Source organism: Fusobacterium varium, from assembly GCA_021531615.1.
In the GTDB taxonomy this organism is placed as follows: Bacteria; Fusobacteriota; Fusobacteriia; order Fusobacteriales; family Fusobacteriaceae; genus Fusobacterium_A; species Fusobacterium_A varium_C.
Genome location: JADYUE010000001.1, coordinates 161,822 through 174,990 on the forward strand (window position 1 = coordinate 161,822; position 13,169 = coordinate 174,990).

Genomic DNA, 13,169 nt, shown 5'->3' on the forward strand with positions numbered 1-13,169 from the left:
TAACATCTTCTAATTTAAAAAAGCTCATTTTATTCGAAAAAAACTTGACATTTTTTTAAAAAAAGATTATTATCAGAAATATAAAACAAAAACTTAAGGAGGAAGAAATGAAAATTTTTGCAGAAGTACAAAAAGTTGGAAAAGCTTTAATGACACCAGTTGCAATTCTTCCAGCAGCAGGACTATTTCTTGCTTTTGGAAATAAACTACAATATCCTTTAATGGAGCAAGCAGGACAGGTAATTTTTAGTAACCTTCCTTTACTTTTTGCAATAGGAGCAGCTATCGGTTTAGTTGGAGGAGATGGAGTTGCAGCTCTATCAGCAGTAGTAGCTATATTGATTATGAATACAACAATGGGAATTGTGTCAGGAGCAGCAGCAGGGTTAGCAGCTGGAGATGCCTCTTATGCTATGGTATTAGGGATTCCTACTCTACAAACAGGAGTGTTTGGAGGACTAATAGCAGGGGTTATAGCTGCTATCTGTTATAATAAATTTTATAAAACTGAATTACCTCAATTTTTAGGTTTCTTTGCTGGAAAGAGATTAGTTCCAATAGTTACAGCAATAATTGCTTTTTTAGTAGGTTTAGCAATGCCAATTATATGGCAACCTGTACAAACAGGGTTAGCTCATCTTTCATATCTTGCAAATGAAGTTAATACAAATGTATCAACTTTTATCTTTGGAGTAATTGAAAGAGCTCTTATTCCTTTTGGACTTCATCACATATTCTATGCACCTTTCTGGTATCAATTTGGTGAGTATACAAATAAGGCTGGAGAGATAGTTAATGGAGATCAAGCTATTTGGTTTGCTATGCTTAGAGATGGAGTTACTAATTTTTCAAGTACAACATATCAAGGAGCAGGAAAATTCTTAACAGGAAAATTTGTATTTATGATGTTTGGTTTACCAGCAGCAGCTCTTGCAATGTATCAAGAAGCTAGACCTGAAAATAAAAAAATTGTAGGGGGAATTCTTTTCTCTGGAGCTTTAACAGCATTTTTAACAGGGATTACAGAACCATTAGAGTTTTCATTCCTATTTGTAGCTCCTATTCTTTATGGAATTCACTGTATTTTTGCAGGACTTTCATTTATGTTAATGAATCTATTTAATGTAAGAATAGGTATGACTTTTTCAGGAGGGTTTATTGATTATATAGCTTTTGGAGTTTTACCAGGTACAACAGGTTTTGAAACTAATTGGTATATGGTAATTATTGTAGGACTATGTCTATCAGTAATCTACTATTTTGGTTTCAGATTTGCAATTAGAAAATTTAATCTAATGACTCCAGGAAGAGAAAAAGTTGAGACAAGTGAAGTTAAAAATGAAAAAGAGATTAAAAGTGATGAACTTGCAGTAGGGGTACTTGAAGCATTAGGTGGAAAGGATAACTTAATCTCTCTAGATGCTTGTATCACAAGATTGAGAGTAGAGGTAAAAGATACTAAAAATGTTAATGAGAATGCTTTAAAATCTCTAGGAGCTTCAGGGGTTTTAAAAGTGGGAAGTAACGGTGTTCAAGCTATTTTTGGAGCAAAGGCACAATTTATATGTAACGATCTTAAAAAAATAACAGGTATTTAAAAAAGGCTATAAGGGAAAAAGGGATTAGAAATAGAAAAAGAGTTGAAAAATCGAAAATGATTTAACAACTCTTTTTTATTTATCTCTCTACCCAATTAAATATACAATCTCTTGTTTTTTCAACAATCTCCTCATAACTCATGTCCTTTGGTTCAATTCTTTCAAAGAATCTAATCTCTACATTAGATGATTTAGGGAATTTAGAGTTTGAAGGGAATGCCTCAAAAGCTCCTTTAATTCCGAAAGGAACAATAGGTATATTTAACTCTTTAGCCAGTATAGCAAAAGCTTTTTTAAATTCTAACATCTTACCATCTCTAGTTCTAGCTCCTTCAGGGAATATAGCTACACTTTTTCCACTTCTCAATACCATAGCTAGAGTTTGAAGAACCTCTCCTAAATTTTTATTAATATCAACTAATATTACATTTGAATTCTCTCCAAGAGTTTTCATATACCCTTTTGAGAAATGTTTTACCTTAGCTAGATAATAAACATTGTTTAACACATTTGTAGGGACAACATGGTTAAACAAGAAAGCATCTAAGAAACTTTGATGATTTCCTGCATAGATAACAGGGTCAGTTGTAATATTCTCTGCTCCCTCTTTTTTAACTCTAATATACAATTTGAAAACTATCCATAAAATAGCTTTACCTATCTTTGTAACAATATTAGATTTTGGAAGCTCAACATCAATATCTTTATTTAGATACTCTTTCCAGTTTACCTCTTCAATTACATTTTCTCCTCTATTCTCCTTAATATATTCAGCTAATTTTTCAACTGTGGAGTTTTCGATTATAAGCTCTTCAGATGCTTTAATTCCAAATGTGCTTTCTAAATATGTTAAAAGTTCAACCATATCTAGTGAGTCCGTTCCTAAGTCTAGCTCAATATGTGCAAAAGGAGTTACAGGTTTTTTCTTAACTTTTACAAGATAATCTTTTAACATTGTATACTCTTCAAATTTTGGCTCTTCAATTACAATATTTTCATTATCCTTACCTTTTAACATCTCAGGTATCATAAATCTTCTAATTTTACCTATCTTAGTTTTTGGCATCTCCTCTTGAACAATTCTAATATCAAGAATTTTTTTGTAGTTAGGAGCTTTTCCATTATATGAGTCAATAACTCCCCATTTTAAAGTTTCCTTAATATTAGTAACTTTTTCCTCAGAGATCTTTTGGAAGTTAGGATAGATAACAGCTGTTAAAACTGAATCAATTTCAGCTACAACAATCTCTTGAATCAAGTTTGTTTTTCCCATTATCCATTGTTCTATCTCAATAGGGTTGATATTTTTACCATTAGATAAAACTATCATCTCTTTTTTTCTACCTGTAACATATAGGTAGTCATTTTTAATCTCTCCAAGATCCCCTGTGTGTATCCATCCATCTCTATCAATAGTTTCAGCAGTAGCCTCAGGTCTTTTGTAATATCCCTTCATTACATTTCTACCTCTAGCTATAATCTCTCCATCATCAGCTATTTTAACTTCAATTCCTGGTAAAATCTTACCTGCTGATCCTGGCATAATTTCATTTAACGGAGTAAAAGAGATCATAGGAGCAGTTTCAGTCATTCCATAACCTTCACAAATTTTTATACCTAAAGTAAGAAAATCTCTAGCAATTTTAGGATCTAATTTAGAACCTCCAGATACAAAAAATCTTAAATTTCCACCAAAATTATCATGAACTTTTTTAAATATCTTTCTACTAAAACTTATATTATTAATTTTTTCAGCTAGTTTAAATATACCTTTTGTTACTTTACTAGCATTTATTTTTTCCATAATTTTTTGATGTAGCATCTCCCAAAGTCTTGGAACACCTATCATCATAGTTACCTTATATTTTTGGAAGGCATCTACCATAGCTTGAGATGACATCTCTTTTAAAAATACAATAGTTGCTCCCTTAGCTAAAGGAATAACTCCTGATCCCAATAATGGAAAGATATGGTGCATAGGAAGAAGTGCTAAAACAATATCTTCTTGAACAAACATATTGTATTTATCAAGCCCTTCAACATTTATTAAAATATTATCAAATTTCAGCATTACACCTTTAGGATTTCCAGTAGTACCTGAAGTATAAAGCATAAGAGCCACATTTTCAGGAGCTGGAGCATTAATTACAAGCTCACCATCAAACTCTTTATCTGCTATTTCATCAACAACAGCTATCCCTAAAGTTTTTCCTGAAATTTCAAGAGCTTTTTGCACTTTTGGAAGATTTCCTTGAGATGTATAGATATATTTTGAGTCAGAATCATTTATATAGTAAACTAACTCCTCTCCACTAAGTGAAGCATCTAAACAAACACAAGTTCCTGATTTGTCCCATGTTCCTAAAAAAGAGTAAAGAAGCTCTGGTCTATTTTCCATAAATATTATAACCTTATCTTCATTCTCAATAGGAAACTCTTGAGAAAAGATCTTAGATTTTACAATAGCCTCTTTATAACTAATTTCTTTCCCATCATAAATTATTGCAGTTTTATTATAATCTTTTACAAACTTCAAAATATTCCCCCTAAAAATTACAAATGTTTTTACTATATTCTACCATTTACTACATAAAATTACAAATGTTTTTTATTGGAGAGATTACAAGCTATCTATTTCTACATTTAAAATCATTAATTTAGAAAATACACTAAATAATGATGATATTCTTATCTCTTTAATCCCTTTTAAGTATTCAGGAATAAACACTTTTATTCCATCAACTTCAATAATTTTATACTCAAAATTTTTATCTTTTAATTCTTGCATATCTTTTATGAATTCACCCTGAATTACATCACGACAGCCAGCTCACCCAAAGCTTTGAATCTCTTTTTTCAAAACAATTCCAATAAAATTGTTTTTCTTCACATATTTTATTACTTTTTCTTTAATCTCTATCATCTCTACCTCCTTTATTCTTTATTAAAATAGTATAGTTTTATTTTACCATTTTTTTTGAGAATTTTGAACTCTATCTCTTTAAACTATTGATACTAAAAGAAAAATAAAGTATAATAGTAGAAAAGAGATACATTTATTCTAAATTTATACTCAAAAAAATTTAAACAGGGGAAGAAATAATATATTACCTATGAAATAAAAAATTATTTTCATATACTTGAAGTGATAAAATATTTTATTTCAAAAATAGGGTTTACATATTTTAATTTTTGTATTATAATATATTGTTGAAAATTTATAAGTTTTAAAGGAGAATGAGATGGGAAGATTAATTGGAACTGTTTCAAGAGGGCTTCGTGCTCCTATTATTCATCAAGGAGATAAAATTGAAGATTTTGTTGTAGATGCTGTTTTAGCTGCTGTTGAAAGTGATGGAATCACTTTAAGAGACAGAGATATCGTAGCAATGACTGAGTCAATTGTTGCAAGAGCACAAGGAAACTATGCTTCAATAGATGACATTGCAGCTGATGTAAAAGCAAAATATGGAGATAACACAATAGGTGTAATATTCCCTATTTTAAGTCGTAACAGATTTTCAGTATGTTTAAAAGGAATAGCAAAAGGAGCTAAAAAAATAGTTTTAATGTTCAGCTATCCTTCTGATGAAGTTGGAAACCATTTTATTGATATGGAGCTTTTAGATGAGAAAGGTGTAAACCCTTGGAGTGATATTCTTACTGAAGCTGAATTTACTGAAAAATTTGGAAAACCTCTTCATGAATTTACAGGAGTAAACTATATTGAATATTACTCTGAACTTATTAAAGAACAAGGAGCAGAAGTAGAAGTAATTTTTGCTAATAACCCAACAGCAATCTTAAACTATACTGACTGTGTACTTAACTGTGATATTCATACTCGTTTCAGAACTAGAAAACTTCTTAGAAAAGCTGGAGCTAAAATTGTATTCGGAATGGATGAAATTTTAACTTCTTCTAATAATGGAAGTGGATACAATGCTGATTACGGACTATTAGGTTCAAATAAAGCAACTGAAGATAGTATCAAACTTTTCCCTCGTGATTGTATGGATACTGTTGCTACTATCCAAAAAATGTTCCTTGATAAAACAGGAAAACATATTGAAGTAATGGTTTATGGAGATGGAGCATTTAAAGATCCAGTTGGAAAAATTTGGGAACTTGCTGACCCAGTTGTATCACCAGGATATACTGCTGGACTTGAAGGAACACCAAACGAAATTAAATTAAAATATCTTGCTGACAACGATCTTGCAGGACTAACAGGAGAAGAATTAAATAAAGCTGTTGCTAATGCTATTAAAAACAAAGATGCTGATCTTAAAGGACAAATGATAACTCAAGGAACTACTCCTAGAAGACTTACTGACCTTATTGGATCACTTTGTGACTTAACTTCTGGAAGTGGAGATAAAGGAACACCTATTATTTTAATTCAAGGATATTTTGATAACTATATAGATGACTAATATTTTTTATACTACATCCAACATCTTAGGTAACTGAGATGAAGGATGTAGTTTTTTTATTATTAGTTATTGCAATCTGCTTCCTGTCAAGTACTCTATTTAATTATCAACATTTTTTTCTTTAAATTTCCTGTATTCTATTTGACTTCTATTCCCTAAATTTTGAGATTATATTAATTATCTATTTGTTTTTTCTACCAACACTATTTGACAAAGAGCCTTAATAGCTGAGTAGTTACAATTAATTAGTAATTATTATTAAACTTTTAAATAAATAAATTTTATCATAGAAAGTACTAATTTACAGAAATAAGTTCACACCCTCAATTTTTAGCTGATTTTTTATTTTTTGTAATCACATAGCTGAGTAGTTACGTCTTTTTTATATAAAATAAAAAAAGACCCAAGCCCATTTTTTTGAGCTCAAGTCTTAAAGTTTAATTTATAGCTAAGTAGCTACTTTTTTTTAATTATAGGATATAAATTTTTATATAAGTTATTTTTCTTCTCTTGTAGTTGTTGGAAGAATTCCTTCTACTTCTGAATGAGGTCTAGGAATTACATGTACAGATATTAATTCTCCAACACGTTGAGCTGCTGCTGCTCCTGCATCTGTAGCTGCTTTAACTGCTCCAACGTCTCCTCTAACCATTACTGTAACTAGTCCTCCACCAATGTATTCTTTTCCTACTAGATATACGTTAGCTGCCTTTACCATAGCGTCTGCTGCCTCAATTGATCCTATTAATCCTTTTGTTTCGATCATACCTAATGCATCATATTTCATAATTTTATCCTCCTGTTTTTTACTTTTATTTTTATTATTTATTTATAATTATGTTTTTTTATTTTTCTTCTAAAATTGTAATTCTACTTTTTGAATTTAAACCAAAAGCATTTGCTTCTTCAACATCTAAATGGCACTCTAAAGCTGAGGTAGTTGTTACTCTTACTATTGTATTTTCTAAAATTCCTCCTCTTTCTCCAGTAACTTTTATTGCTACTTTGTCTCCATCTTTTACACCGAATTTTGTTGCATCTTCTGGAGTCATGTGAATATGTCTTTGAGAAACCATAACTCCCTCAGATAAATATATGCTTCCTTTAGGTCCTACAACAGTTATTCCTGGAGTCCCTGTTATATCTCCTGAAAGTCTTACTACTGACTTTACTCCTAATTTTATACAGTCTCCTGCTGATACTTCTACTTGAGTATATTTTCTTTCTGGTCCTAAAACTCTTACTTTTTCTATACAACCTTTAGGTCCACAAATAGTAACTGTTTCTTTACAAGCAAATTGTCCTACTTGTGATAAATCTTTTATTTTCTCAAAAGAATAATCTTTTCCAAATAAAGCTTCAACATGTTCTTTTGACAAGTGTATATGTCTGTTTGAAATTCCAACAGGAATTGTTTTATCCTGTTTCTTTCTTTCTTCTATCAATCTAAAAATCTCTTCTAATAACTTTTCTAAATTTGGTGTTTCCATTTCTTACCCCTTCATTGAAGCAACTATTTGATCTATTAATCCTAATAACTCTTCTTTACCTAAGCTATTAATAGTCTCCTCAATATTTTCAAATCTTTCTTTACATTGATTTTTAACTTCAACGTTATGACTCATACTATTATTTAGTTTTAATTCATTACTTTCAATTAAACCATAAGCCACTCTTTTTAAGTTTAAAAGATGAAGTGGAGTTACGTTTTCTGAAACAGAACTTCCTCCCCATGTTCCACAACCTAATGTAAACGCTGGCATCAATCCTGTAGTTGCTCCTGTTCCTCCTTGAGAACCTCCTGCATTTACTAAAATTCTTGATGCTGGTTTTTTAGCAAATTTTCTAACTACATTTTTATCCTCTGTATGAATACTCATTGTATGTCCAATTCCATTTTGAAGTAGTTCTATACTTAATTCACATGCTTCATGCCAATCATTAACTACATAGAATCCTAATACAGTTGTAAGCTTTTCATATGATAATGGATATCCAGGTCCTACTCCATTTTGTCTTCCAACTAAAACTTTTGTTCCTTCTGGCACACAAATTCCAGCTTCTTTTGCAATATATTCAGCTGCTCTTCCTACAAATTTTGCATTCATTGCATGTCCTTGTTTAAATAATAGCTTACATACTTTAGCTGTTTCATCTTCGCTCATAAAGTATGCTCCTTGCTTTCTTAACTCACTGATTACTTCATTTTCATTACATTTTTCACAAACTATTGATTGTTCTGAAGCACATATAGTACCATTATCAAAAGTTTTACTTGCAATAATTCTTTCTACTGCTTTTTGAACATTTGCTGTTCTTTCAATATAAGCTGGAGAGTTTCCTGCACCTACTCCTAATGCTGGTTTTCCAGAACTATAAGCAGCTTTTACCATTCCTGGCCCTCCAGTTGCAATTATCATAGCAACTTCTGGAGCTTTCATTAATTCATTTGTTGCTTCCATAGTACAAATTTCTACACAGTTGATAATATCTTCTGGAGCTCCTGCTGCTATAGCTGCTTCTTTCATTAATCTTGCAGCTTCTCTAGTACATTTTTGAGCTGATGGATGTGGTGAAAATAAAATAGCATTTCTTGATTTTAGAGCTATTATAGATTTATAAATAGCTGTAGATGTTGGGTTTGTTGAAGGTACTATTCCTAGAACAAGTCCCATAGGTTCTGCAACTGTTAATGTTTTTTTCTCTTCATCCTCTTCTATGATATCTACTGTTTTCATATCTTTTATAGCTTCATAAACCATTGTAGATGCCATATGATTTTTAAATTCTTTATCTTGAACCTTTCCAAAACCTGTTTCTTCAACTGCCATTTTTGCTAAATAAAATCTATTTTCTTCAGCAACTCTTACCATATTTTTTAAAATACATTCAACTTGTTCTTGAGTATATTCAGCCATTTTTGCTGCTGCAATTTTTCCTCTTCTTGCAAGGTCTCTTGCTCTTTGAATTGATTCCAAATCCTTATCAAATTCCATTATTCTTCACCTCTTAAATTATAAAACTCTAGTATTCTATTTATTAAATTTTCCTTATTAAGTTTTGAAATTGTTCTGTTACTTAAATTTAGTTCTTGATATTCTTTCAGCAATTTTCTTAGTTCTGAAATTTTTAATATATTTAATTTAGAAATTATTTCCTCTTTTTTATTCTCCCTTAAATATTCCTCAATATCTTTTCTAGTAAACTTTTTTTCTTCGATTGCTATTTCTATCTTTTCCTCTTCAACAATTTCCAGATTTTCTACTTGAGAATCAGCTTCTAAACTATCACTAAATATTTCATCTTCACTTTCTGTTTCTTCAATTTTTTCAACAACTATCTCTTTTTCTAAGACCTGTTCTTTAACTTCTACATCAGTTATATTTTCATCAGTTATATTTTCTTTTATCTCTTCTTTTTTTTGTCCAAATTCCATTATAGCTTTTAAATCCTCATGTGGTCTCGGGATAATATGTTCAGAAATTAAGAACTCCTCACCTAAAGTTTTTACTGCTGCAACACCTGCATCTACAGCTGCTCTAACTGCTCCTACATCTCCATTTACTATTATTGTAACTAGTCCTCCACCAACATAAACTTTTTCTAAAATTTGAACATTTGCTGATTTTGTCATAGAATCTGCACTTTCAATAGCAGCTAACAATCCTTTTGTTTCAATCATTCCTATTGCCTGCATCTACTATTTCCCCTCCAAAATCAAATTTTCTCTAGTCCATGAAATTTTTTCAGAGATGGAAAAAAACTTAGCTCTCTCTTCTATATGAAAATTAATAGCTTTTACTGTTGAAGGAATATAAATAATATCTCCCTCTTTTCCTTCATAAGTTCTTTTATCTATTTCAAAGGAAACTTTTCCATCAGTGATATAAAGAATCTCTTCTGAGGCTATCTTCTTTAAAAAATTAGAGTTTTCTATCTCTAAAATAGTTGCTCTTTTCTCTTTATCTTGTAAAACTTCTTGATATGAAATATTTACATTTTCATCTTTTATATGGTTAAAAGTCATATTTTTCCCTTTTATAAGAGTAAAACCTGACAAATCTTTTTCTTGATCAAAATTTTTCTTAGTCAATAAGCTCATTATTAAATCACGATATGTCTCTTCTTTAGCTAATAGTTTAAAAAAATCTATAACCTTCTCCATATCTATATCTTTAAATTCTCTTTTAGTGTCAGCAAATTTTTCTTTTAAAACTATTTCCATGTTATTATTTGCTATAATATCTTTAGCTGAAGGTGTTAAAATAGTTTTAGAAGTTATATAAACTTTTTTCTCGCCTTTTTCCAAGATCTCTTCAATTTGGCTGGCACATATTAACTCTTTCATCTTTTCACACCCTTTCACTATTAATCAAGAATACAATCTGCATCTATTATTCCAACTACCACAGCATCTGCTGGAATTCTTTCATCATTAAACATCTCTCTCGCTGATGATCCTATTGAAATAATAACTCTATCTCCTATTCCAGCACCTATAATATCTGCAGCTATTATTCTTTTTCCTGTTCTTGATTCATCTCCAGTTAGTTCTTCAACTAATAAGAATTTTAAACCATTTAATTTTTCAGCTTTTCTTGTAGCCCAAACATTTGAAATTACCTTTGCAAGTATCATTTTTCCTCCCTTAATCTAAAATATTAGAAGTACAACTTAATGCTATTCCCAATGGTGTTACAAACATAGGGTTTTTAGGCTTATATGTATGGACTTTTGTATATTTTTCTATTATTTCTTCTATCCCTGTTAAACAGGCTGTTCCCCCAACTAAAGAGATACTATCAACATCATAACCATCTATATGATCCGCTATAATTGATGCAACTTTCTCTATAACAGGTTTTAATACTGGTAATAACTCCTTATGATTCTTAGGATCTCTCTTATATTTATCTGCTTCTTCAAAATTCTTTCTATACATTCCAGAAATTACTAATGAAAAATGTGTTCCTCCAGTAGCTTCATCTGCAACTGCTATCACTTCTCCATTTTTTATTATAGAAGTTCCTGTAGTTCCTCCACCTATATCAACTACTGCACCATTTTGTAATTTTAAAACTTCATTAGCAGCTGTTGGCTCATCTAAAATATTTGTAAGTTCAAATCCTGCAGCTTGAACAACATTCTTTACAGCTCCTCCATCTAAACTATCTGTTCCTGGTGGAAGGGCTACTGCTGCATAAATTAATTCTGTTTGAAGTTTTTTCTCTAACTCCTCTTTCATCTCTCTAACTAATTTTATTGCACCGATGTAATCAACTACCATTCCATCTTTGACAACATCTGCATATTTATATGCTCCTGCTACAGGTTTATAATTTTCATCTAGAACAGCTAAAACAACACAAGCAGTTCCTAAATCAACTCCTGTATAATATACTGATGATTTTCTTAATATTGGTTTCTTTATAACTTTTTCAAACTCCTCTACTAATTCATCACAGTATCTATAATCTATTTGTTTTTCTGACACTGTTCTCCTCCTAATAATTCAACTACTATATTAAAGATCTTGCTCTTCACATATTTTAAATTTTGAAGAAAGATTTTCATATCATCATCAATTTCACTCTCTAAAATCTCTTCTTCTAAAAAGCTCATTTCATATAAAATAGAGTGTAACTTAAATATTCCCACTGCATTTTTATTGTGAATATAGATATCATGGATCTCTACATCTTCCAACATTATATTTTCTATTTTTTCTTCCTTTAAACTATTTTTCTTATTTAAACTTCTAAAGCTTCTAGCAACTTCTAAAAGTTTTTGAGCTAAAGGCATATTTTTTTCTAAATTCTCAGATACTAAAGAAAAAAGTTGTGATTCAAAAGATTTGATTTTATAGACATATTTGCTTTTTTTCAAGTTAATTTTTTCTTCTACTTTTATAATATTGATATTTTTATTAAATTTAACTTGTTCCTTCTTTGGCTCTTTAACTTTTTTTATCTCTTCTTTTTCCTCTTTATTTTCTACTTTTATTCTTTTATCTACTAAAAATTGTCGCCCTCCTGGAGTTAATCTTTGCTCCTTTTCTAATTTAAAAATTTCAAAGGGCGTTTTTTTATATATTTCTCTTAAATATTGTTCGGTAATAAATTTAAGCATTATTTTTCACCTACCATGCTCTTTTACCTAAAAAATTTTTAATGTCTTATAACTTTTACAGACATACCACTATTTTTTATGTACCCTTCTATTCTTTCTAAATCTTCAGATGACAAGCTTGGGTCCTCTTTTATAGCATATTCCATTCCTAACTGGTTATATTTATTAACTCCCATCTTATGATAAGGTAATAAATCTACACCTTTTAAGTTTTTATAATTTTTATACGGTAACAAAAGCTCAACTAATTTTTCTATATCTTCTTTGCTATCGTTTACTCCCTTTAATAAAGGAAGTCTTATATGAACATTATATTTATTCTCTAATAAATACTTTAGATTTTTTATAATCTGTTCATTTCTTACTCCAGTCCAATAAAAATGCTTTTCAGAATCTATCTGTTTTAAGTCAAAAAGAAACAGATCTACAAATTCAGCAACTTTTTCTATAACACTGCTTGAGGTATATCCACAAGTTTCAATAGCTGTATTGATTCCTTCATTCTTACATGCCATTAATAAACTTAGTGCTGCTTCTGGTTGCATTAAAACTTCTCCACCTCCAAGAGTAACTCCCCCTCCTGAAGTCTCGTAAAAAGGTCTATCCTCTTCTACTATTTTTAAGATTTCTGAAATGCTTTTTTGTTCCCCAACTATACTAATAGCTGAATTATAACAAGCCTCTTCACATTTTCTACAACCTATACAATCTGTAGTCCTGTCTATAAGATGAGTGCCATCTGCACTCATCTTATGTACTCCTACAGGACAAACATTTACACAAGCACCACAGTCTTGACATAGATTCTTTTTAAAAAGCACTCTACTTTTTTTCATTAATCCTTCAGGATTTGCACACCATTTACATCTCAATGGACACCCTTGGAAAAAAACTAATGTTCTTACTCCCGGTCCATCATACATGTTATATTTTTGTATATTAAATATAGTGGCTTTCCTTTCTATAAGACTATTCTGCTCTTTATTCATATCATTTTCTCCATATT

The 13,169-nt window shown here is 30.3% G+C and carries 13 protein-coding genes; 2 read left to right on the plus strand and 11 right to left on the minus strand.

The window, feature by feature from the left end; translation table 11 throughout:
- Positions 1 to 107 precede the first annotated feature (107 nt).
- Complete coding sequence (locus tag I6E31_00870) at positions 108 to 1,598, plus strand: PTS transporter subunit EIIC (protein ID MCF2638515.1); 1,491 nt, start codon at positions 108 to 110, stop codon at positions 1,596 to 1,598.
- A gap of 79 nt (positions 1,599 to 1,677) precedes the next feature.
- On the opposite strand, the gene I6E31_00875 is transcribed toward I6E31_00870, so the two are convergent.
- Together I6E31_00875 and I6E31_00880 are read right to left on the minus strand one after the other, a co-directional pair.
- On the minus strand, positions 1,678 to 4,134 hold the full coding sequence (locus tag I6E31_00875; GenBank protein MCF2638516.1) for an AMP-binding protein: 2,457 nt from the start codon (positions 4,132 to 4,134) through the stop codon (positions 1,678 to 1,680).
- 84 nt (positions 4,135 to 4,218) lie between these two features.
- Entirely contained in the window at positions 4,219 to 4,386 is a 168-nt protein-coding gene (locus I6E31_00880; protein ID MCF2638517.1) for a hypothetical protein, read from the minus strand.
- A 454-nt stretch (positions 4,387 to 4,840) separates the two neighbouring features.
- Here I6E31_00880 and I6E31_00885 point away from each other — a divergent pair, with 454 nt between their 5' ends.
- Positions 4,841 to 6,034, plus strand: coding sequence for a coenzyme F420-0:L-glutamate ligase (locus tag I6E31_00885; GenBank protein MCF2638518.1), 1,194 nt, complete (start codon positions 4,841 to 4,843; stop codon positions 6,032 to 6,034).
- 496 nt (positions 6,035 to 6,530) lie between these two features.
- Here the strand turns inward: I6E31_00885 and eutM are convergent, their stop codons facing one another.
- The 9 genes from eutM to cutD are packed head-to-tail and all read right to left on the minus strand — an operon-like array spanning position 6,531 to position 13,152.
- Complete coding sequence (gene eutM, locus I6E31_00890; GenBank protein MCF2638519.1) at positions 6,531 to 6,824, minus strand: ethanolamine utilization microcompartment protein EutM; 294 nt, start codon at positions 6,822 to 6,824, stop codon at positions 6,531 to 6,533.
- Positions 6,825 to 6,879: 55 nt separating this feature from the next.
- Positions 6,880 to 7,524, minus strand: coding sequence for a phosphate propanoyltransferase (locus tag I6E31_00895; GenBank protein MCF2638520.1), 645 nt, complete (start codon positions 7,522 to 7,524; stop codon positions 6,880 to 6,882).
- A gap of 3 nt (positions 7,525 to 7,527) precedes the next feature.
- On the minus strand, positions 7,528 to 9,030 hold the full coding sequence (locus I6E31_00900) for an acetaldehyde dehydrogenase (acetylating) (GenBank protein ID MCF2638521.1): 1,503 nt from the start codon (positions 9,028 to 9,030) through the stop codon (positions 7,528 to 7,530).
- Complete coding sequence (locus I6E31_00905) at positions 9,030 to 9,731, minus strand: BMC domain-containing protein (GenBank protein MCF2638522.1); 702 nt, start codon at positions 9,729 to 9,731, stop codon at positions 9,030 to 9,032. Before I6E31_00905 ends, I6E31_00900 begins: the two co-directional genes overlap by 1 nt.
- A 3-nt stretch (positions 9,732 to 9,734) precedes the next feature.
- Positions 9,735 to 10,382 carry a hypothetical protein gene (locus I6E31_00910; protein ID MCF2638523.1) on the minus strand — a complete coding sequence of 216 codons (648 nt, stop codon included), beginning with the start codon at positions 10,380 to 10,382 and terminating at the stop codon, positions 9,735 to 9,737.
- A 20-nt stretch (positions 10,383 to 10,402) separates the two neighbouring features.
- On the minus strand, positions 10,403 to 10,672 hold the full coding sequence (locus tag I6E31_00915) for a EutN/CcmL family microcompartment protein (protein MCF2638524.1): 270 nt from the start codon (positions 10,670 to 10,672) through the stop codon (positions 10,403 to 10,405).
- A gap of 10 nt (positions 10,673 to 10,682) precedes the next feature.
- Positions 10,683 to 11,528 carry an ethanolamine utilization protein EutJ gene (gene eutJ, locus I6E31_00920; GenBank protein ID MCF2638525.1) on the minus strand — a complete coding sequence of 282 codons (846 nt, stop codon included), beginning with the start codon at positions 11,526 to 11,528 and terminating at the stop codon, positions 10,683 to 10,685.
- Positions 11,510 to 12,163: a hypothetical protein gene (locus I6E31_00925; GenBank protein ID MCF2638526.1), complete on the minus strand. Its 654-nt coding sequence runs from the start codon at positions 12,161 to 12,163 to the stop codon at positions 11,510 to 11,512. Before I6E31_00925 ends, eutJ begins: the two co-directional genes overlap by 19 nt.
- Before the next feature lie 38 nt (positions 12,164 to 12,201).
- On the minus strand, positions 12,202 to 13,152 hold the full coding sequence (cutD, locus tag I6E31_00930; protein ID MCF2638527.1) for a choline TMA-lyase-activating enzyme: 951 nt from the start codon (positions 13,150 to 13,152) through the stop codon (positions 12,202 to 12,204).
- Positions 13,153 to 13,169: the final 17 nt, after the last annotated feature.